Genomic DNA, 21,252 nt, shown 5'->3' on the forward strand with positions numbered 1-21,252 from the left:
TGAGAGGAGAGTGACTTATTCGGCGTCGCCGTTGGGCAGGGTGGGAGTGAAGCTGGTTTGTGTGAAGGTGATGTCGTGGGTTTTGAAATGCGCGGTGAGGTGAGTGAGCGCGCGAATGGGTTCGAGGGTGAAGTCGATCTCCTGTGGGAGATCACCCGTGGGATGTGCGATGGTGGTGGCGAGGTGAAGGCGCTGCGTGGTGGGATGCAGTGAGTGGCGGGTGATGACGCGCCGGGCGGGGTGGTCCACATAAGGCGCGAAAACGCCCGCCAATGCCCGGCCGTGCTGCTTTGACTGCAAAGCGACACTATCCTCCCAGATCATGCCGCTTTGATAAGCGAATGGCACGGTGGGCATGGCGAACGAAAGGAACTGCAGGAGCTGCGAATGACCGCTGAGGCTGCTGTGAGTGATTTGCAGGGCGTGCAAACCAAGCACCGCCGTGAGTGATTCTTTGCCACTGCGGAAAAGGTAGCGGCCGGATTCATCCAGTGTGGTGGTGATCGTTTCGTATGAAACAGATCCACCGTTGCAAACGCGATAGATGGCCACGCCGGGGGCAAAATGGGCCAAAGTGCCCAGCACGGTGGTGGAGACTGACGCGGGTGAGATGCGGTCTCCCACTTGGGGAACACTGGCGAAGTTCCAGCGCACCCCCTCGGTGGTGCGCGTGAAGAAATTCGTGAGACAGAAAGGTGTGGTGGGTGCGCCGGTCTCGTTGGTGGCTTGATTGTGCAGATGAATGTGCGGCACGGGACTGCGGCCGGAATTGCCGCAGTAGCCGAGCAGATCGCCTGCACCGACGCGCTGGCCGGTTTTGACGACGATGCCGTTCTTCATGAAGTGGGCGAGCTTCACGGTGCCGCCGTAATCAAGGCGCAGGATGAGGTGGTTGCCCCAGTTGTTGGCGAAGTTGCAGCCGCCGGGTGCATTGTCGGCCACGCCATCGATGACGCGGATGATTTCGCCAGTGCCGGGAGCGCGCACTTCGAGGCCCTGGGTGTAGTAGCGGCTCAGGTCATCATCGCAGCCGGGAGGGCAGGCGTGGTCGGCGGCGTCATGCACTTCCAAATCGAGCGCGTGTTTCCAGTTACCGCGATGGCTGAGCTTGTCGTCGAAACCCTGGGTGACGGTGACTTCGCGAGCGGTGGGGAGCAGCACATGGGTTTCATTGCGATGCGGAAAGCGAGCGTTTGCGAGAGCCAGTGAAGCAGCGGCGGCTTCAGGATTGTCAAAGATGCCGGTGGCAGGCAGCAGCGAACCCGGTTTCTCACGCAGGCGCAGGCAGCAGAGCATGCTCCAGATGGTGAGGAGATAAGGCAGGGGCAGATATTCCCAGCCGGAACCACGCAGAAAGTGCTGCACTGCGGCGACGTGCAATGCGGCGACGGCACCGGCCACAAAGGCGAGTGCGAGGCTGCTCCATGAAGGCACGAAATAAACCGCGCCGAGCGCCATGCCGGCGAGCAGGTAGTTGTGACCGGCAAACCAGCCGAGCCAGTGCAGGCCGCAGGCTTCGAGCAACTTCACGATGAGGATGCCGCCTGCGTAACCTGCGATGGCATTGATCATGGCGACGCGAGACCAGACGAGGATCGCCAGTGTCACGGCGATGCCGGCCCACACGTTTGGCAGGAACAAGATGGTGCCCATGCTGCGCAGGAACGCGGTGACGATGAAAGGCAGGGCAGGCTCATCAGGCAATCCCATGTCTAGCAGTGTGGTGGCGGCAGCCCAGTGCGGGAAGAAGGTCAGCAGGGTGCCGAAGGCGACGACAAAGGCGACGCTGAGCGGGGGCAGACCGGCACGCAGCGGAAACCAATGCCACAAGGCCGCAGACAGCAGCAGCGTGTAAACTGTGACGACGGCCAGCATGACCCAGGTGGCAGAAAACGAGAGGGCGGAACCGCGAGTGATCCATGCGACGGCGAGAGCGCTCAAGAATACATTGTAAAGAAGCGTGCCGTCCTTTCGCATGGCAGCAGGCAGATGCAGGAGCTGCGCGATAACGCCACCAAACAGACAAGCGCTGACGGCAAAGGCAAAGTAACGCGGCATGAACAGCAGCGCGGCACAGAGCAGCGCACCCGTTTTCCAACTGCCACAGAGGAAGATGGAGCTGGCAGCGCGTGCGACTTCGAGCAGCGGCGCAGTGAAGATTTGAAGATGAAGGAGCAGTGATCCGGCGCAAGATGCCGCTCTTACCATGCTCCTCTTCCACAAAGAAGGCGAATGACCTGGGGCCTCTTCAAGAATGGCCATCGCAGGGAGGGTGGATGGGGCTTCTGGGTTCATGGCCGCGATGGGTTGAGCAGATGTTCTGGAACGCGTTCCAGGCGCTGCACGTAGTCGAGGTCTTCGCGTTCGCGGATGACATCGACACGGCCATCCATTCCGATCATGACCACCGCCGGGCGATAGGTGATGAACTGCATGCTCTGGGTGATGTTGTAGGCGCCTACAGGATGCATGACGAGGTGATCTCCGGTGGTCATCGCCGGGAGGGAGACCTGCTCACGAATGACGTCGATGTTCATGCACAGGCAGCCGTAGAGTTTGACGGGCTGCTGGGCGCTCTCGCGCTGCGCTTTGGCGGGCTTCACGTTGAAGCGATACCAGCTGCCGCTGTAGAGAATGTTGATGCCGGCATCAATGACGTAGGCGGCACCATTCGATTCGGGCATGTAGGCGGGCGCCTTGGCCGCCTTGCCGGCGAGCGTGATCGGTCCGGATGCGCCGATTTGTTTCACGGCGACGATGCTGGTGATGAGATAGCCCGCCTCATCAACGAGAGAACGACCACTTTCCAAATAGAGACGCGGGCGGCGATCACGTGGCAGCGTGTTCAACGCGCTGGCGATGGCTTCGGCGTATTTTTCGATGGGAGGGACCACCTGTTCGGCCGGCTGGTAGGAGTAATGCAGGGTGCTGAGTGAGGGGAAGCCGCCGCCGAGGTTCAGGTAGCGCAAGGACCAGCCGTAGCGCTCCCGGCAGCGTTCCATGAGCGTGATGAGCTTCTCCGCCGCGACCTTGTAGGCGCCGGGTTCGAGGATGTAGGTGCCGATGTGTGTGTGCAGTCCCTGCAGACGAAGGCGGCCTTTGCTTTCCGCAATGCGCCGGATCGCACGCCAGGCTTCGCCGTGTTCGACACCGAAGCCGAACTTGCTCCAGACGGGCTGAATGCCGGCGTCAAGCCAGCAGCGGATGGCGATGTCGACACTGCGATTTTGCTCCTTCGCGATGGAGTCGAGCAGCAGGAGTTCATCCCAGTTATCGACCTGGATCATCGCGCCTTCGCTGATGGCGAGTTCGAGGCCGGCGCGTGTTTTATGCGGCCCGTTGAAAATGATGTCGCTTCCGGCCACGCCATTGCGGCGGGCTTTTTCGTATTCGAACTCGCTCACCACTTCGGCGATGGAGCCTTCGCTGTGGAAGACGCGGCAGATGGCGTTGAGGTAGTTGGTTTTATAGCTCCAGGCGAAGCGTGTGTTTGGATAGCGGCTTTCAAAGGCTTCACGTGCGCGCTGGATTTTCTCACGCAGCGTGCGCTCGGAGAAAACGAAGAGAGGCGAGCCGAAGCGTGCGGCGAGATCCGCCACGGGCACGCCGTCGATGCGTTCGCAGACGTTGCTGTTGAGGCCATGGGCATGACGGTTGCGACTGGCGGCGCTGTTCTGGCCACTGAGATGACGGGTGATCGTCGGCGGGGAATAGGGCTGGAGTGTTTGCATGGGAGGATGCGGTGGAAGGTTGAAATTAATGACTGAGGGAAGAGGCAGGGTGCGGGATGACTTCGCGCGGCTGGCGAAAGAACTGACCGCTGGTGGTGAGGGCGGCGAGATCGCGGATGTCTCCGGTCATGTCGATGGCATGGCGGATGAAGAACTTGCCGGGGCTGGCGTGGCGCAGCGGCTCGCGCGGCTGCCAGCCGAGGGCGAGCTCCAGCGCAGCAGCGGGCAGATTGCAGTTCAGGGTGGAGGGGAAATCACACCAGGCGGGGAAGCGCGGATTGATTTCGATGAGGCAGTATTCGCCTTTGGGGCCTTCGGATTTGACGAACTCGAGTTCAAACGGGCCGTTCCAGCGCAGTTCGGCGATGAGTGACTGCGCAACGGCATCGAGCTGAGGATCACGAACCACCATGCCGCCGAAGCCTTTGCCCATGGCGGTGCGGAGCATCTTGCGGATGGAGCAGGAGCCGAGGATGTGGCCACGGCCATCGCCGAGACCCACGACGTTGTATTCCTCTCCCAGCACATTTTCCTGCACGAGCACCGGGGCACCCCATTGCTCCAGCATGTGCCAGTAGGCGGCTTCGCGTGCGGCAGGCGTGATGGCGTGCCGCGCTTCATAGAAACGGCCTTTGACGAAGACATTGCCGCCGAGTGAGGCCGCAGCCTGATGGAGCGAGTTCACATCACTCACGGCGATGGTCTGCGGTGTGCGGCAGTGTGTCCGCTCGCAGAGCTCGGCCAGCTTGGATTTGTCGCGGCATTTGAAACTCGCGGCGGACGGCAGGCAGACGCGGATACCGCGCTCGCGAAGTTTTTCGGGGGCCTCGACCAGCGGACCCATCTCTGCGTCGAGGCAGGGAATTAAAACATCGAAGCGTTCGATCTCACGGACCGCATCAAGCCGCTGCCAGAAGGCCTCTTCGCCCGCACCGGGGTAGGACATGGTGAAGGCGGCGTCTGGGGCGTCCTCTTCGCTGAAGAGACCGCTCTCGAGTGAATCGTACACAAGGCCGATGATGCGCAGCTCCGGGTAAACGCGGCGCAGGCTGCGAATGACGGCGGAACCGGGCTGGGGATTTTCACCGCGATGAAGCCCGGTGACGGCGATGACGGGGGAAGCATTCATGGGAGGACGATGCGTGGTGGGGTGGAACTCAGTTCGATTCCGGGGTCAGGCCGATGTGGGCGAGCTCCGCGAGGAAGGACTCCAGATCACGCTCCGCCGTGCTGCGGGCGACATCGAAACGCGTGGTGAGACGCTCCAGGATCTGCGGGCGCGCCATGCCCTCGCTCAGCGCCTGCATGACAATGAGCGCCGTCGGACTGGCGGTAAAAAACTCGCCGCTGGTGGCGTCAAAACCAAAACCGTCAGCCTGCCAGGTGACGGTGTGGAAATGGAAGGAAGCCGGTTCGGCGTATGCGGTGACAACGGGTGCCGCGACCATGGAAGGCTCCAGGGCATGCGGCTGGCCGCTGTAGCGAATGAGGGTGGGTGGTGACGCGAGTTTCATGGCAGGGTGTGATTGGATCACACCCCATAGAAACCCGGGGGGTTAACGCCACGGCAGGGGCCAAGATGAATTTGCGTTTATTTTTGGCCGTCGATCCGAAGAGGTTTGGTCACGGCGGGGCTGTCAGGCAGGGGGCGTGACACGTCCAGCGCAGGCAGGCCATGCCTCACCAGCATGAGGTTTGCCCGACGATGCTGATCATGCCAGACGCTGTCCGGATCGGTCTGACCATTCCAAGAGGTGCGCAGGACTTGCACAGGAGCAAATTCGACGGAACTGGAATCCAGCCGCCTGGAGGGCGTTTCGCGCTGTGATTTTGAGCCAACAAACTGCTGCTGCGCATTTTTTTCTGCGGCGAGAGCGCCCGCCACCTGCCTGTGCGCCTGGTAGTAGCGCAAACTCACCCACCATGTGGTGGCGGGGACGAGCAGGGCGGCGATCAACATCACCCCCCTGAATAATTTTGAGGATGTCGTTTTCATGAGGAAAATGAATTCCTTTTTTCGCGCCCTGCAAGCCCTGCTTTGGAAGCGGATTATCCACTGACCGGTTCGGCGGACAACGCGTGCTGTTTTTCAACGGCGAGGATGAGCATCGCCAGATTGCGGCCCTGAACTTGAATGTCGATTTTTTCACCTGCGGTACGGCGCAAGACCGCCCTGCCGAGAGGGGCGTCCTCCGAGATGCGGCCGCTGTCAGCATCGGCCTCGTATCCGGGCACCACCTGGATGGTGATGTCGAACTCATGCAGCGTCGCCAGCTCATTGAGAGGACGCAGGGTGACGTGATCATAGTGATGAATCGAAAGAGTGTTCATGAAGAGAAAAAAGGGGAAAGCATGGATGGGGAAATGCCTGCGACGAAGGCAGGCGGAAGCGGCTCCTGCCCAGAGTGGCAGGAGCCTTTCCAACGATGAATGCGGCTTTAGATGTGCGGTGTCAGACCGTCATTGCCGGGTGGCCTGAAGGGACTCGATGGAGCTTTCGGGATGCGTCCGAAGCACGAAGGAGCGCACAGACTTCCGTGCCTCTTCCTCGGTCCGGGCCGCCACTTCATAACTGGCCTCGGTGGAAACCTTGCCGAAGATTTCCTGGCGATTGAACACACAGGTGACCAGCCATGTGGGCCGCTCATAGCGAAGGGCGCTGCCAACGCGCACGGGTTTGTCATCCTGGTCGATAAGTCGTTCCAATAGTTTCATAAAAAAGAGTGTTTGAGATGTGTCAGAGCTGGGGAAACGCCCGGCTGACGCATGTGCGCGCAGACAGGCAGCACACGACATCGTGGGTGTGCCAGACACCGTGATGCATGCACCGGAGTGATGACCAGAGTGAAGCCTGCACGTCATGCAGACGCGGGCTGGAGATGAATGACGCAGGCTCTGGTACCTGCTGGGTGCGCGGGCAATCCCAAACCAGGGGCTGCCCGCTTAAACTCGGCTTGCCGCCAGTCGGTGGCAAAGCGGATGGATCACACTGCTTTCAGCCAGGATGGCGAAAGAGATTGGATGGCGTGAGTTCGGCTTCACAAGAACATCATACGTCCCAAACATGCAAAAGGCAACCCTAAGTGGCGCGGATCTCCTGAATCCCAGCTTCAGCCAGAAGGGTGAGTTGACGTCATCGCATGGTGAGCGTAGCCATCGCCCCCTATGAGCACCACACGCACGCAGGGCATTTCGCTGATCACAGCCACGGCGGTGGTGGTGGCCAACATGATCGGCACCGGGGTCTTCACGTCGCTGGGATTTCAGGTGGGCTCCCTGCCCTCTGGTTTTGTGCTGCTGATGCTGTGGGTCGTCGGTGGTGTGTGCGCCTTCTGCGGCGCCGTGTGCTATGGAGAGCTGGCGGCGGCACTGCCACGGTCTGGTGGCGAATACCACTTTCTCTCGAAGATTTTTCATCCTGCCGTCGGGTTTCTTTCCGGGTGGCTTTCAGTGACGGTGGGCTTTGCCGCCCCGATCGCGCTGGCGGCCATGGCCTTTGGCAAATACTTCTCCGGCATCTTTCCTCATGCACCCGCGACAACGTGGTCCCTCGTCATGGTGTGGATCGTGACTTTGATTCACGTGGGAGGCATCCACATGGCGGCGAAGTTTCAAAACACGGCCACCTGGCTGAAGGTCACGCTGATCCTCGTCTTCATTGGAGCGGGATTCTGGTTCGGCAAAGCGCAGCCGGTACACTTTCTGCCCGTGTCCGGTGATCTGGGTTTGATGGGCAGCACGCCTTTTGCGGTGAGCCTGGTGTATGTGATGTATGCCTACGCCGGCTGGAATGCCGCGACTTACATTGTCGGAGACATACGCGACCCGCAGAAGAACGTGCCGCTGGCGATCGCGCTGGGCACGCTGCTTGTCGCGGGGTTGTACCTCGCGCTCAATGCGGTGTTTCTGCATGTGGCACCGATGAGCGAGCTGGATGGCAAGCTGGATGTGGGCCACATCGCGGCGGTGCATATTTTTGGCGAGACCGGTGGAAAGATCATGTCTGGGCTGATCTGCCTGGGCCTTGTATCGAGCATCAGCGCGATGACGTGGGTGGGGCCGCGGGTGATGAAGACGATGGGGCAGGATCTGCGGATTCTCGCGCCGCTGGCGGTGAGCGATGAGCGCGGCGTGCCGGTGGCAGGGTTGTTTGTGCAGCTGTCGATCGTCGTGACACTGCTGCTGACCGCGAGTTTTGAAACCGTGCTCACCTGCGTGCAGTTCAGCATTCAGCTCGGCTCGTTTGCGACGGTGGTGGGATTGATCGTGCTGCGCATTCGTCAGCCGGATCTGCCGCGCCCTTATCGGTGCTGGGGGTACCCGGTGACGCCGATCCTGTTTCTCGGCATCAGCCTGTGGATGATGGTGTTCGTGGCGAAGAAACATCCTTATGAAACACTGGCCGGCATGGTGTTAATTTTGCTGGGTTGGATCATTTATTTCATCTCGCCGCGTACTCCACGCACTCCATGAAGAAAACCATCGTTCTACTGCTAGTTCTGGCTCAAACTGCCTTCGCGGAGCCACCCACGCCCAATGAGCAGGCGCGCTTCCTCGCAGGCATGCCGCAGGAAGGCTCATCGCTGGCCGGACTGGCGCAGCGAGGCGAGTTCAACTCCCATGCGAAAGAACTCGACGCGACCTGGGCGGATGCGGAGGAGAGGCAGCTCGGACCGATCCGTGCGTGGGCGCCTCTGGGCCTGCCGGAGGCTGTCAGCGATACCTCGCCGCTGCTCTATGTTTTCAGCGGTCCTGATTTTCTGCATGCGTACACGTTTTTCCCGAATGCCTCCACCTATGTGCTGGCGGCAGTGGAACCCGTGGGGCTGCCACCGGATGTGACGAAACTCAGCGAGGGGGAGCTGGGCTCGTCACTGCGCAATCTGCGCAACACGCTCAATGCCTCGCTGAGCTTCAGCTTCTTCATCACAGCGGACATGAAGAAGGATCTGCAGGCGACCAAGCTGACCGGCACGCTGCCGGTGCTGTACGTCTTCCTGGCGCGCTGTGGCTGCCACATTCAAAAGGTGGAAAACATCTGGCTGGATGCGGCAGGTAAAATCGTGACTGACAAGCAAACCAAAACCTCCGGGGCACGCATCACCTTCCTCGGTGCGCAGGGCAAACAGCAGACGCTCTATTACTTCTCCACGAACATCGCGAGCTGGGCGCTCAAGCAGGACGCCTCTTTCCTGCGCTTTTGTGACGGGCTCGGGGCGATGAACGGTTTCACGAAGTCCGCCTCCTACCTCATGCACATGGATGAGTTTCACACCATCCGCGACTATCTCCTCTCCCACTGCCACACCATGACGCAGGACGATTCCGGCATCATGTGGAAGGACTTTCCGCGTGAATCCTGGGACGTCAAAGCCTACGGCTGGTATCCGGGTCCGATCCCCCTTTTCAAGCAGCACTACCAGCCCGATCTGGCCGAATACTATCGCAGCACCGAAGTCCCCGCGATCCCCTTCGGCATCGGCTACCAGTGGCGGCCCAAGCAGAGCACGCTCATCTATGGGGTATCCAGGATGATGGTGCGGAAGGCGATTCCGGTGGTGGAGGAGAAACCGGCCGCAGCCCCTGGAGCCCTCACTGCACCGCCTTCAGCCCCGGTACCGAAAGCCTTGCCCGTGGCGCAATGAGGCGTTCAACTTTTCGGAGCAAATAACAGCCTCAGCATCTGTGCATCATTTGGTTTCGAATCCTTCGCGAGGCGCACGATGACGAGTTTCATGGATGGAACGATGTAGAGCCGCTGGCCGTAGGAGCCTATGCAGGCGATGAGATCGGCGGGGGCGGAGCGGGAGAGGCAGGCGTTGCGCCAGGACTGCTGCTGCCATTTTTTGTCGAGCATGGCTTCGGCATCCACCTGACGGGCGGCTTTGCTGGCAGCGGCGTGGTTGTTCCAGAAGCCGAAGGCAAAAGCGGCGTTGGCGCTGCTGCCCTGGAGCTTCATGAGGATGTCTTCGTGCTTGAGCATCCAGGTGCCGAGCTCTGACCACTGGCGGGCGGTCTGCATGAAACCGGCGGCGAGCAGCGGGGCGCCATGCTGGTCCGGCAGGTAGCGTTGCGAGCCGAGGCCGAGAGGGCCGAGCACCTTGCGCTCCAGGTAGCGCGTGGGGGTCTGCCGCTGCAGCTTGCGGGCGAGCAGTTCATGAAAGACCTGCAGCGCGGCGGGGCCGTAGATGAACGACCTGCCCGGTGCCGCCACCGCCCCAGCCTTCAGCGCGGCGGCAGTGCGGTCTTTGAACGAGTTTTCGTGCAGTCCAAACATCGGCTCCAGGCCGTGGCTGAAATCCAGCAACTGGCGCACGGTGATGTTTTTTTTGCGCGGATCCTTCTGCCATTCGGTGATGGTGTCGGCCACGTGCTCATCCATGGAAAAGAGCCCGTCCTTCTCCGCCGCGAAGGCGGTGAGGCCCCAGAATGCCTTGGTGCCGCTGTAGATGCGGTGGGGCTCAGATTTCGTGTGGCCGTTGGTGTAGGATTCGTGCAGGATTTTGCCGTTCTGCTTGATCAGCAGCGCATGGCCGCCGTGCGCAGCGGAATACGCCGACGCGGCCTGAATGTTGTGTGCTGGCAGAGTTTCTGCCGCAGATGCAAACGTGAAAAAATGCAGAAATGCCAGCAGAGGCTTCATGGGGGATTAATAACAGAAAAAACGACGAATGACTCAATCCGAATGACAAAACACACCGAATTGAAGCAATCTTCATTCGTTGCCGCAACCCGGCCAGCCCTTTTGGCAACCGGTCTGCGGCCTTCATCTGGCATCCGGACTTAGCCGCCCGTCATTTCCGCAGGTGGCTGTGGACAAGCGGGCAACTCACCGCATCGTCCGGCGCATGCGTATTCTCCTCGTCGAAGACCAGGCCAAACTGCTTTCCTTTGCCAAGAAGGGGCTGGAGGAGCAGGGCATTCAGGTGGACGCCATCAGCGATGGTGATGAGGCGTGGGAAATGGCCACGACGGTGCCGTACGACGCGCTGGTGCTGGACATCATGGTGCCGGGGCGCGACGGCCTGAGCATCCTGCGCGGCCTGCGGGAAAAGCGCAACAACGTGCCGGTCATCCTGCTGACGGCGCGGTCCACGCTGCCGGAAAAAATCGAAGGTTTGAATCTTGGTGCGGATGATTACATGACGAAGCCGTTCTTCGTGGAGGAACTGGCCGCGCGCCTGCACACCGTGGTGCGGCGCAAGGCGGGGGATTCCAGCCATCTGCTGCGGGTGGATGATCTGTGCATCAATCTGCTTGAGCGCAAAGTCAGCCGCGGCGGCGCAGACATTGAGCTGAGCACGCGCGAGTTTGAACTGCTGGAGCACCTGATGCGCAGCCCGGGACGCGTGTTTGGCCGCATGCAGATCTATGAGCATGTGTGGGGCTACAACATGGACCCGGAGACCAATCTGGTGGAGGTGTACATCCAGCGCCTGCGCGCCAAGATCGACAAGGACCATGACAAAAAGCTCATCCGCACGGTGCGAGGCGTGGGTTATGCGCTGGGTGGCGGCTGATGCGCTTGTGGGTCATGATCGGCGCATGAAAATGCCATGCGCCGGGCAGGTCTGAAAACCCATGGGAGGGTTCCAATGAACCACACTCACTGCCCCAGGCTCAGATACTCGCGAACGGTGTGGTTCATGGCCCGGCGTGCAGGCGGGAAGCACTGCGCCACTTTTTCAAAGGTTTCCTCCATGGCAAACTCGTCCGCCAGCACGTGCTTGCGGGCGGCATCGAGGTGGCTTACCACCACCTGCTCATAGTAGTCCACATCTGGTGCGCCACGCCGTGCGGCACGGCGATGCAGGAAGTCTGGATACAGGCAGGTGAGGACGAGAAACTGGTTTGCGCACTGCACGTGCAGGAAGAACTTGTGATGGCGGCTGGCGTTCTCGATGGCTTCCAGATAGTCCACGCTGTAGAGGCTGTCGATGCTGTGATTGATGTCCTCCGGCCCCTTCGTGGGCGAGCAGCCGAAGTCCGCGCACACGACGGCCATGTAGTCTGCCACGGCGATCTCCTTGATGCCAAACTCCTTCAGGGAATGGCGCACCACGATGAAGAAGAAGAGCTCCGGCGAGAGCATGGCGGCCTTGCGGGAAAGGATGGCGGCATCGAAGAGCTTGTCGTTGTCGAGGATGATCGGCACGGCGTCCGGATCTTCCAGCATGGCGGTGAAGCCTTCCTTGCCGCGCTCGGTCAGCGCCAGGGTGTCTCGAATGAAATTCCAATCCGTGGGGGTAAAACGGAACCAACAGCCGGGGCGAGGGAAGCGCGTCATGGAGATTAAGTTTGAACTGTCATCTATCTTTAGCATAACGAATGCCAGTTAAGTTAAAGCTTTGGACGAGGGTCTTCGGCGTTTGTTCAATCAGCTCATGACAACCTTAAAAAGGCTTTGGCGCACCCCTGCTTCGTGCTAAGCAGCACCATGTCCAGAACTGACGGCCGCACCCCAGACCAACTCCGCAAAATCGAATATGTCCTCGACGTCGCCCCGCACGCTGCGGGCTCCGTCCTGATCGCCTTTGGCAACACCCGTGTCATCTGCACCGCCTGCATCAATGAAGAGGTGCCGCGCTGGATGAAGGTGCAAAACGTCAAAGGAGGCTGGCTGACCGCCGAGTACTCCATGCTCCCCTACTCCACGCTGGAGCGTAAAGACCGCGAAAGCTCACGTGGAAGGCCTGATGGCCGCAGCACCGAAATCCAGCGCCTGATCGGCCGCAGTCTGCGTGCCGTTGTTGATCTGGAAAAGCTCGGCCAGCGCACTCTCTGTGTGGACTGTGACGTGCTGCAGGCTGACGGTGGCACCCGCACGGCCGCGATCACAGGAGCCTGCATCGCTGTGGCAATCGCCTTCAACCGCTTGCTGGAAAAAGGCAAGATCACCCGCCAGCCGCTCAAGAAGAAGATCGCGGCAGTGAGCGTGGGCATCGTCAATGGCGAAACGCTGCTCGACCTCTGCTACAAGGAAGATGCCGCCGCCGATGTGGACAGCAACATTGTCCTTACCGAAGACGCCGAGTTCGTCGAGATCCAGGGCAGCGGCGAAGAGGCCACCTTCACCGAAGCGCAGCTGCATTCCATGCTGCAATACGGCCGCAAGGGCATCAAGGAGCTCATTGCCATTCAGGAAGAAGCCATCGCCAGCGCCATGAAGCCGGCTGAAGGCAAGGACCTGCAGAAGCTGGCGGAATTCTTCGGCAAACGCTGATAGCAGAAGTTTGCAGTAGCTTGTGATCGTTTACGGTAGTTTGCGGTTGTTGGCCAAGCCATGGCCAGCGATCGTAAACAACAGTCAACCAGCGTAAACTCTGCATGACGGCTCTGCTTCTTGATCCCATCTACCAGCAGCATGACCCGGGTCCGGGGCATCCGGAGAGCGTGAAGCGCCTTGTGGCGATCACGCAGGCGCTGACGGATGCAGGTCTTGTGGGAAAAACGCAGGTCATTGCACCGCGTGCGGCAACGCTGGATGAGCTCGCCCTGTGTCATGATCGCGGGTACATCGCCACGGCCAAAAAGGATGTCGAATCCGGCCGTGATGATCTCAGCACAGGCGACACCGCCATCTGCGCACGTTCCTATGAGGTGGCGGTGCAGGCTGTGGGTGGTGTTTTGAACGCCGTAGATGCTGTCTTTGCTGGAAAGGCCCAAAACGCCTTCTGTGCCGTGCGACCGCCCGGACACCACGCACGACCTGCCCAGGGCATGGGCTTCTGCCTGTTCAACAACATCGCCATCGCGGCACGTCATGCGCAGCAGAAGCATGGCGCGGGAAAAGTCGCCATCGTGGACTGGGATGTGCATCACGGGAACGGCACGCAGGACATCTTTTATGAAGACGGCAGCGTGCTGTTTTGCAGCACGCATCAGAGCCCGCTCTACCCTTTTACAGGACATGCCAATGAGACTGGCAGGGGCAAAGGGCTGGGAACCACGCTGAATCTCCCCTTCCCCGCACGCACGGGCATGAGCATGATCGGCGCGGCCTTTACTGACCGCGTGCTGCCTGCCCTCGACAAGTTTAAACCGGATCTGATCCTCATCTCGGCCGGTTTTGACTCCCGCATCGACGATCCCCTGGGGCAGTTCCGGCTGACGGATGATGATTTCGTCGCTTTGACGAAGCTCCTGATGGAGTCCGCCCGCACCCACTGTCAGAGCCGCCTTGTCTCCATTCTCGAAGGCGGCTACAACATCCCGGGCCTGGCCAGCGCCGTGACGCATCACGTGCAGACGCTGCTCAGATAAACAAACTCCAAGTTTCGGCGGCGTTGACAGTTTATTTACACAAGCCGCCCTTGTCAGAACGCCCGTTTTCTGGTGGCATGTAGCAGCACTCCTAAAAAATCACCATGTCCAACTCTCCGCTCCCGCAAGACGACGTCGCCGCCATTGACGAGCTTCGAAAAGTTTACGTCCAGCTCTGCGACGAGCTGAAGAAGATCATCGTCGGCCAGGAGAAGGTGGTCGAGCAGCTTGCCATCTGCCTCTTTGCGCGGGGGCATGCGCTGCTCATGGGGGTGCCGGGTCTGGCCAAGACGCTGCTGATCTCGCGGCTGGCGGAGACGATGTCGCTCAGTTTCAGCCGCATTCAGTTCACGCCTGACCTGATGCCGATGGACATCACCGGCACGGATATTTTGCAGGAGCTTCCCGGCGGCAAACGCGCCTTTGAATTCGCCAAGGGGCCGGTGTTTGCCAACATCGTGCTGGCCGATGAAATCAACCGCGCGCCTGCCAAGACGCAGGCGGCGATGCTGGAGGCGATGCAGGAGCACAAAGTCACCGTAGCAGGACGCACCTATACGCTCGACTCGCCGTTCTTCGTGCTCGCCACGCAGAATCCCATCGAGCAGGAGGGCACGTATCCGCTGCCGGAAGCGCAGCTCGACCGTTTCATGTTCATGATCGGTGTGGATTATCCGAGCCGCGATGAGGAGATCGCGATCGCGCGCAGCACGACGGGTGCGAGCCTACCGAAACTCGAACACATTCTCCACGGCCCGAAGGTCATTGCGTTTCAGGAACTCGTCCGACGTGTGCCGGTGCCGGATCACATCTATGAGTTTGCCGTTGATCTTGTGCGCAAGACGCGGCCTGCCAGCAGTGAAGCACCCGCGTGGCTGAAGCCGCTGGTGAGCTGGGGGGCGGGGCCGCGTGCTGTGCAGTATTTGATCCTGGGTGCCAAGGCGCGGGCGGCTTTGTACGGCAGCTACATGGTGAGGATGGAGGACATCATGGAGGTGGCGGAGCCGGTGCTGCGGCACCGTGTGATGACGACGTTTACGGCGGAGAGCGACGGGGTGAGCAGCCGGGATGTGGCGAAGAGGCTGGTGGAGGAACTGGCGAAGGCTGGGTGAGCACCCAATCCTCCTCTTCCTCTTACTCATACTCTTCCTCCCTTTCTGGCCTTCATCAATTTCCACTCCCCCCCACTCCAATGCCCGATACCCGCCAGTTCGATCATGAAAAGCTTCAAGTTTATCAACTTGAACTCGAATTCATCGGCTGGCTCACTGATTTGTTTGCGGAGATTCAAGCAGCGAAGACCCCACGCCTTGCGGAGGTCATTGATCAGCTCGATCGCGCCAGTCTTTCCGCACTCTTGAACACGGCGGAAGGCAACGGTCGCCGCGCCACCCAACAGCGTGTGCGGTTTTTCGACGACGCTCGCGGTTCCGCTACTGAGTGTGCTGCGTGTCTGGACGCGATCGTCGCGAAGCGAGCCTGTAAGAGTGAGAGAATTCTGGAAGGGAAAGACATGCTGTTGAGTGTGGTCTCGATATTGAGTGCACTCATCACCCGCTTTGAAAGCACCACGGTCAAATCGGCGCCACGCAATGCTCCAACAAACGGGATGCGAAGGAAGACTGCGCCCCGATCCCAATCCTTCCGGGAGGAGGAGGAAGAGTAGGAGGAAGAGGAGGATTCACATTCGAGACGTATGGCATCTGATACTCGCTCCTTTCTTGACCCAGCGGTCCTCTCGCGACTGATGGCGCTGCCGCTCAACGCGCGCCACGCGATGCTTGGCGGTGTGTCTGGCAAGCACCGCAGTCCGGTGCGTGGCTCGTCGCTGGAATTTGCTCAATATCGGAAGTACGTCCCAGGGGACGACACACGACGACTCGACTGGCGCACGTGGGGGCGAAGTGACCGCTTTTACATCAAGGAATTTGAGGCTGACACGAACCTGCGTCTCTGCCTGCTGATGGACACCAGCGGCAGCATGAACTACGGCCCGGCAGGCAGCACACGCTTTGACTATGCGCGCAAGCTCGCCGGCACGCTGGGCTACATCGCGGCGCAGCAGGGCGATGCGGTGGGGCTGTGGAGTCTCGCGGAGAAGGCGGTGGAGATTCCGGCCAAGCGCGGTGCTTCGCATCTGGGGCTGGTGCTTGATCAGATGGCGGGCATTCAGCCCGTCGGCGGCACGACGCTTTTGACGGCGCTGCATGATGCCGCTGAAAAGATCCGCCAGAGGGCGCTTGTGGTGATTTTTTCGGACCTCTTCGTGCCGCCGGTGGAACTGAAGTCTGCCATCCAGCATCTGCGCTTTCGCAAGCACGACGTCGCGGTGTTCCATCTGCTCGACCAGCGTGAGCTCGACTTCGATTTCGACCGCCCGGCGCGGTTCATCGACATGGAAGGTGGCGAAGCCGTTCTGGCTGATCCGAGCCTCATCGCCCGGAACTACCGCGAAGCAGTGCGGCAGTACCTGCACGAGATGGACGAACTTGTACGAACCACTGGGATGGACTACCAGCGCGTGAAGCTGCACGAGAAGTATGATGATGTGCTCGCGAAGTTTCTGCTGGCGCGCGTTGAGAAGAAGGGGGGACGGTGATGAGCGAACGCAGAGCGCCTTCCACCTTCAGACGTCAGCCGCACTACAGTTTCATGCGGCCCGGAGAATTTGTGACGTCTACTCTGCTGATCGTCATGACGGCGTTAAGATTTCAGACTGCCTATTCCCTGAAATTGAGCCATCTGAAGGAGATTTCCTGGCTCGGAGGAGCTGTTTTGTCACTTCTTTGCCTCATTTGGTACGTCTGGATTCGTCACAGGCGCAGGCATTTGTGTGATGATTCTGGCGAGGTGTTGATTGCCTTATTCATCCCCATGACATTCACAATCATCTGTGATCAGCTAGCCGACAACATTTTCCATCGTGGCTGGTTGTATGACAGCGGCCTTCTGTTGCTGATCGCCTTTCTTGTTTACCGCGTCTGGAAAGCACCTCAAACGGCCCGTGAACTCGCAGCCAAGGACTTCACCGATCAAGGCGGACTATGACCTTCCTCGCTCCAGCGCTTCTCTTTGCCCTGCCGCTCGCGGCGCTGCCGGTGATCATTCATTTGATTCATCTGTATCGGCGGCGGCAGGTGAAGTGGGCGGCGATGATGTTTTTGCAGATGGCGCAGCGGATGAACAAGGGGCTGTCGAGGCTGCGGCAAATTTTGATCCTGGCGTTTCGGGTGCTGGCGGTGGCGGCGATTTTGTTTGTGATCACGCGGCCGATGGCGGGCGGATTGCTCGGCCTCACGGGGGGTGTACCGGACACGGTGATCGTGCTGCTGGACCGCTCGGCGAGCATGGAGCAGCAGAATCTGGCCACTGGCACGAGCAAGCGGGCGGCGGGGATCGCGAAGCTGGCGCAGGCTTTACGTGACACGGTGGGTGTGCGCTCGAAGCTGGTGCTGATCGAGAACGCGCACCTGCAGCCGCAGTTGCTGGAGAAGCCGGAGTCGCTGATCGATCTGCCGCTTACCGGAGCCACGGACACGACGGCGGATGTGCCCGCGCTGCTGCAGGGCGCGCTGGATTACATCACCACGAATCAAACGGGGCGAACGGATGTGTGGGTGCTGAGTGATCTGCGGCAGAGCGACTGGGATGCGGGCAGCGGACGCTGGCAGGCGCTGCGCAGCGCCTTCGCCACGCTGAAGGGCCTGCGGCTGCATCTGCTGAGCTATGCGCAGCCGGCGGCGCAAAATCTGGCGGTCTCGGTGCAACGTGTGGTGCGCAATGAGACGGCGGGCAAGGCCGAACTGCTGCTGGATCTGCGCGTGACGCGAGATGCGGCCTCACGTGAACCGATGGAGCTGCCGCTGCGGTTTGTGATCAATGATGTGAGCAGCACGATCAAGGTGGAGATGAAGGACTCGCAGCTGGTGCTGCAGGGCCACGCCATCCCCATCGACAAAACGACGAAACGTGGCGCGGGCCGGGTGGAACTGCCCGCCGATGCCTCGCCGGCTGACAATGTGTACCATTTCGTGTTTGATGAACCGGCGGTGCTGCAGTCGGTGATCGTCAGTGATGATGAAGCCGAGGCGGGACCGCTGCAGGCGGCGCTGGAAGCTGCGGCTGATCCGACGCGCAAGTATGCCGCCACGGTGCTGTCTCCGGCGCGTGCGGCGGAGATTGCCTGGGAGGAGGTGGCGCTCATTGTCTGGCATGCGGCACTGCCGAAGGCGGATGACTTGATCGGCAAACAGCTCATGAATCATCTGAACTCGGGTCGCAGCATTCTTTTTCTGCCCACTGAGTCGGCCAATGCGGAGGCCTTCGGCGGTTTGCATTGGGGCGCGTGGAGCAGCGAGAGCAAGCCGGCCAGCGTCGAATGGTGGCGGAATGATGCGGGACTGCTGGCGAACACCCGCAGCGGCACGGCGCTGCCGGTGGGTGATGTGGAAGTGAGCCGCCGCTGCGAGATCCTTGGTGAAGGCACGCCGCTGGCCCGACTCACGGGCAATCAGCCGCTGCTCATGCGTGCCGACATTCCCGGAGATGGGAATGCGTGGTTTCTTGGCACGCTGCCCGGTTCCGGCTCCTCCAGTCTGGCGCGTGATGGGGTGGTGATGTTTGCCATGCTGCACCGCGCGCTGAATGAAGGCGCACGCAGCCTCGGGAAGGCGCAACAGCGCGAGGCTGGTGCTGCTGCTCTAGGCAGCGGAGACTTGAGTGCGTGGAAACGTCAGGGCCAGACGGTGCTGAGTTCTGAACAGCCGCTGCGCGCCGGTGTTGTCGAAAAAGGTGACAAGCTCGTCGCGCTGAATCGACCGCTGCGGGAGGATCATCCCGAAGCTTTGGGCAAGGCGGCTCTCGCGGAGCTCTTCGCTGGTCTAGATTATCACGTCATCGAAGACCAGGTCGAAAATGATGCGAGCCTGGCCAGTGAAATTTGGCGCACGTTCTTGTTCGTGATGGCGCTCGCGCTCCTGGGCGAGGCCCTGCTTTGCATGCCGGCCAAGCGCGACCCACAACCCTCTCCCGCTCGATGACGCCCACCTCTGCACAGCTCGTCTTCAATCCCACGCCGGTCGCTTTCGGTGTGGGTGTGGCGTTTGTTGTGGCGATGGGGGGGCTTGCGTTCATGGCGTGGCAGCGCAGCGGTTATCGGAAGGTCGTGGGGTGGCTGGAGCTGCTGCGTTTTGTCATCGCCATCGGCATTGCGATCACGCTGCTGCAGCCGGAGTGGCTGGAGACTTTCAAGCCGGAGACGAAGCCCACGCTGGCGGTGCTGCACGATGTGTCGGGCAGCATGACGACCAAGGATGTGATCGACAAGGCGCAGCCGAATGCGGAACCGAAGTCGCGTGAAGAGATCGCCAAGCCATTGATCGAGGCGAAGCTGTGGGAGCCGCTGAAGCAGCGCATGGATGTGGTGATCGAGCCGTTTTCATCCGCACAGACTCCCCCAACAGAAGGGACGGACATTCATGCGGCGCTGGCCGGTGTGCTGGAGAAGCAGCCGAACCTCAAGGCGGTGGTGCTGATCAGCGATGGTGACTGGAACACCGGGGCCGCGCCTTCCCAGGCCACCACGCGGCTGCGCATGCGGGAGGTGCCGGTATTTGCGGTGCCCACCGGCGCGGAGACGCGGCTGCCGGATGTCGAGCTGAGCAGCTTTGATGTGCCGACTTTTGCGGTGGCGGGCAAGCCGCTGCGCATTCCGTTCACCATCGAGAGTTCGCTGCCGCGTGATGAAGTCGTGATGCTGGAGATGAAGTCCTCCAGCGGCGAGATCATCACCAAAGAGGTGACGCTGCCCGCCATGAGCCGGTATCGGGACGTCATCGGCTGGAAGCCGGACAAACCCGGCGAGGTGAAGCTGACGCTGACGATCCCGAAGATCCCGAGCGAGCGCTATCCTGAAAACAACTCGCAGGAGGCGCCGCTTTCGATCCGCAAGGAGCAACTCCGTGTGCTGGTGATCGAATCCTTCCCGCGCTGGGAGTACCGGTACCTGCGCAATGCGCTGGAGCGTGATCCGGGCGTGGACGTGAGCTGTCTGCTGCTACATCCGGGGCTGGGCAAAGTGGGGGATGGCCGCGGTTATTTGAAGGCGTTCCCGAAAGATGAAGAGCTGACGAAATACGATGTCGTGTTTCTGGGCGATGTGGGTCTGGCAAAAGGCCAGCTCAGCGCAGCCCAATGCATTTCACTGCAGAAGCTCGTGCGTGATCAGGCAGGCGGACTCGTCTTCATGCCGGGCTTCCATGGCTTTCAAGCGACGCTGCAGGACACACCGCTGGCGGATCTCCTGCCGGTGATCTGGGACGCCGCGCAGCCACGCGGCTGGGGCTCGTCGTCACCGGGCAAGTTTGCCCTCACTGAAGCAGGCACGCGCAGTCTTTTGACCAAGCTGGAAGACAGCGATGAGGCCAGCGCCCGGGTGTGGAGCAATCTGCCAGGCTTTCAATGGTATGCCCCTGCCCTGCGTGCGAAGGCGGGCAGCGAGGTGCTGGCAACGCATGGCACCGAGTCCAATCAGTTTGGCCGTGTGCCGCTGATCGTAACGAAGACCTATGGCGCGGGCAAAATTCTGTTCATGGGGACGGATGGTGCCTGGCGCTGGCGCAAGGGCGTGGAGGACAAGTACCACTACCGCTTCTGGGGCCAGGTGGTGCGCTGGATGGCCTACCAGCGCAACATGAGCAGCGGCGACAAGATGCGCCTGTTTTACTCGCCTGACCGCCCGCGCACCGGGGATGTGCTGACCCTGAACGCGAACGTCATGAGCCTCACCGGGGAGCCGCTGCGCGAAGGGGCGGTGATCGCGCAGATCGCCGCGCCCAGCGGCAAGGTGAGCAGCGTGCGCCTCATGCCTGCCGGTGAAGAAGCCTGGGGTCTGTTCAACGGCGTCTTCAGTCCGGTGGAACCCGGCGAGCACGTGGTGCAGCTGAGTTGCGCGGAGGCCGGTTCTTCGCTGGAGACGAAGATTTCCATTCAAGGCACCAGCCGTGAGAAGCGCGGCCAGCCGGCGCGGCTGGATGTGATGCGTGAGATCTCGCGGTTTACCAAGGGCGAAGTGCTCGATGCCAGCAACCCCGCCGCGATCCTTGCCGCGATCTCCGCGATGCCTGAGCCGGCGGTGCAGGAGCGGCGGCTGCAAATCTGGTCGCATCCCGCGTGGGCGGGGCTGCTGGTGCTGCTGATGAGCCTTTTCTGGGTCGGAAGAAAGGCCGCCGGGACGTTCTAAACACCCAATCAAATGCTC

At 60.8% G+C, this 21,252-nt stretch carries 20 protein-coding genes; 11 read left to right on the forward strand and 9 right to left on the reverse strand.

The window, feature by feature from the left end; genetic code table 11:
- Positions 1-15 precede the first annotated feature (15 nt).
- The 7 genes from ACILSL_RS01720 to ACILSL_RS01750 all read right to left on the reverse strand — a co-directional run bounded on the left by ACILSL_RS01720 (position 16) and on the right by ACILSL_RS01750 (position 6,446).
- Positions 16-2,295 carry an urea transporter gene (locus ACILSL_RS01720; RefSeq protein ID WP_395730267.1) on the reverse strand — a complete coding sequence of 760 codons (2,280 nt, stop codon included), beginning with the start codon at positions 2,293-2,295 and terminating at the stop codon, positions 16-18.
- On the reverse strand, positions 2,292-3,731 hold the full coding sequence (locus ACILSL_RS01725; protein ID WP_395730268.1) for a diaminopimelate decarboxylase: 1,440 nt from the start codon (positions 3,729-3,731) through the stop codon (positions 2,292-2,294). Before ACILSL_RS01725 ends, ACILSL_RS01720 begins: the two co-directional genes overlap by 4 nt.
- 25 nt (positions 3,732-3,756) lie before the next feature.
- Complete coding sequence (locus tag ACILSL_RS01730) at positions 3,757-4,860, reverse strand: biotin carboxylase (protein WP_395730269.1); 1,104 nt, start codon at positions 4,858-4,860, stop codon at positions 3,757-3,759.
- A gap of 28 nt (positions 4,861-4,888) precedes the next feature.
- Positions 4,889-5,245: a PqqD family protein gene (locus ACILSL_RS01735; RefSeq protein WP_395730270.1), complete on the reverse strand. Its 357-nt coding sequence runs from the start codon at positions 5,243-5,245 to the stop codon at positions 4,889-4,891.
- Positions 5,246-5,322: 77 nt separating this feature from the next.
- Positions 5,323-5,691: a hypothetical protein gene (locus tag ACILSL_RS01740; RefSeq protein ID WP_395730271.1), complete on the reverse strand. Its 369-nt coding sequence runs from the start codon at positions 5,689-5,691 to the stop codon at positions 5,323-5,325.
- Between the two features lie 89 nt (positions 5,692-5,780).
- A complete protein-coding gene (locus tag ACILSL_RS01745; RefSeq protein ID WP_395730272.1) occupies positions 5,781-6,062 on the reverse strand; it encodes a GreA/GreB family elongation factor in 282 nt (93 codons plus the stop codon).
- A gap of 129 nt (positions 6,063-6,191) precedes the next feature.
- On the reverse strand, positions 6,192-6,446 hold the full coding sequence (locus tag ACILSL_RS01750) for a hypothetical protein (RefSeq protein WP_395730273.1): 255 nt from the start codon (positions 6,444-6,446) through the stop codon (positions 6,192-6,194).
- Between the two features lie 450 nt (positions 6,447-6,896).
- On the opposite strand from ACILSL_RS01750, the gene ACILSL_RS01755 reads away from it, so the two are divergent.
- Both ACILSL_RS01755 and ACILSL_RS01760 read left to right on the forward strand, forming a co-directional pair.
- Positions 6,897-8,204 (forward strand): APC family permease, encoded by a 1,308-nt coding sequence (locus tag ACILSL_RS01755; RefSeq protein ID WP_395730274.1) that lies wholly within the window; start codon positions 6,897-6,899, stop codon positions 8,202-8,204.
- Positions 8,201-9,376 carry a hypothetical protein gene (locus tag ACILSL_RS01760; protein WP_395730275.1) on the forward strand — a complete coding sequence of 392 codons (1,176 nt, stop codon included), beginning with the start codon at positions 8,201-8,203 and terminating at the stop codon, positions 9,374-9,376. The genes ACILSL_RS01755 and ACILSL_RS01760 overlap by 4 nt, the downstream gene beginning before the upstream one ends.
- A 5-nt stretch (positions 9,377-9,381) precedes the next feature.
- Here ACILSL_RS01760 and ACILSL_RS01765 read toward each other — a convergent pair whose 3' ends face one another.
- The gene (locus tag ACILSL_RS01765; RefSeq protein ID WP_395730276.1) at positions 9,382-10,374 is read right to left on the reverse strand and encodes a serine hydrolase domain-containing protein; all 993 of its coding nucleotides are present in this window, start codon (positions 10,372-10,374) and stop codon (positions 9,382-9,384) included.
- 205 nt (positions 10,375-10,579) lie between these two features.
- Here ACILSL_RS01765 and ACILSL_RS01770 point away from each other — a divergent pair, with 205 nt between their 5' ends.
- The gene (locus ACILSL_RS01770) at positions 10,580-11,251 is read left to right on the forward strand and encodes a response regulator transcription factor (protein WP_300931349.1); all 672 of its coding nucleotides are present in this window, start codon (positions 10,580-10,582) and stop codon (positions 11,249-11,251) included.
- A gap of 86 nt (positions 11,252-11,337) precedes the next feature.
- Here ACILSL_RS01770 and ACILSL_RS01775 read toward each other — a convergent pair whose 3' ends face one another.
- A complete protein-coding gene (locus tag ACILSL_RS01775) occupies positions 11,338-12,018 on the reverse strand; it encodes a hypothetical protein (RefSeq protein WP_395730277.1) in 681 nt (226 codons plus the stop codon).
- Between the two features lie 150 nt (positions 12,019-12,168).
- Between ACILSL_RS01775 and rph the strand changes: the two genes are divergently transcribed.
- The 8 genes from rph (at position 12,169) to ACILSL_RS01815 (ending at position 21,234) form a co-directional block, all read left to right on the forward strand.
- Positions 12,169-12,954: a ribonuclease PH gene (gene rph, locus ACILSL_RS01780; RefSeq protein ID WP_395730278.1), complete on the forward strand. Its 786-nt coding sequence runs from the start codon at positions 12,169-12,171 to the stop codon at positions 12,952-12,954.
- A gap of 104 nt (positions 12,955-13,058) precedes the next feature.
- Positions 13,059-13,994: a histone deacetylase gene (locus tag ACILSL_RS01785; RefSeq protein WP_395730279.1), complete on the forward strand. Its 936-nt coding sequence runs from the start codon at positions 13,059-13,061 to the stop codon at positions 13,992-13,994.
- Positions 13,995-14,098: 104 nt separating this feature from the next.
- Positions 14,099-15,106: an AAA family ATPase gene (locus ACILSL_RS01790; RefSeq protein ID WP_395730280.1), complete on the forward strand. Its 1,008-nt coding sequence runs from the start codon at positions 14,099-14,101 to the stop codon at positions 15,104-15,106.
- 80 nt (positions 15,107-15,186) lie between these two features.
- The gene (locus ACILSL_RS01795) at positions 15,187-15,660 is read left to right on the forward strand and encodes a four helix bundle protein (RefSeq protein WP_395730281.1); all 474 of its coding nucleotides are present in this window, start codon (positions 15,187-15,189) and stop codon (positions 15,658-15,660) included.
- A 30-nt stretch (positions 15,661-15,690) separates the two neighbouring features.
- Positions 15,691-16,593 carry a DUF58 domain-containing protein gene (locus tag ACILSL_RS01800; protein WP_395730282.1) on the forward strand — a complete coding sequence of 301 codons (903 nt, stop codon included), beginning with the start codon at positions 15,691-15,693 and terminating at the stop codon, positions 16,591-16,593.
- Complete coding sequence (locus ACILSL_RS01805) at positions 16,593-17,042, forward strand: hypothetical protein (protein ID WP_395730283.1); 450 nt, start codon at positions 16,593-16,595, stop codon at positions 17,040-17,042. The genes ACILSL_RS01800 and ACILSL_RS01805 overlap by 1 nt, the downstream gene beginning before the upstream one ends.
- Complete coding sequence (locus tag ACILSL_RS01810) at positions 17,039-19,033, forward strand: BatA domain-containing protein (protein WP_395730284.1); 1,995 nt, start codon at positions 17,039-17,041, stop codon at positions 19,031-19,033. The genes ACILSL_RS01805 and ACILSL_RS01810 overlap by 4 nt, the downstream gene beginning before the upstream one ends.
- Positions 19,030-21,234 carry a hypothetical protein gene (locus ACILSL_RS01815; RefSeq protein WP_395730285.1) on the forward strand — a complete coding sequence of 735 codons (2,205 nt, stop codon included), beginning with the start codon at positions 19,030-19,032 and terminating at the stop codon, positions 21,232-21,234. The genes ACILSL_RS01810 and ACILSL_RS01815 overlap by 4 nt, the downstream gene beginning before the upstream one ends.
- Positions 21,235-21,252 lie beyond the last annotated feature (18 nt).

Origin of the sequence: Prosthecobacter sp. (assembly GCF_044222345.1) — a bacterium.
GTDB lineage: Bacteria > Verrucomicrobiota > Verrucomicrobiia > Verrucomicrobiales > Verrucomicrobiaceae > Prosthecobacter.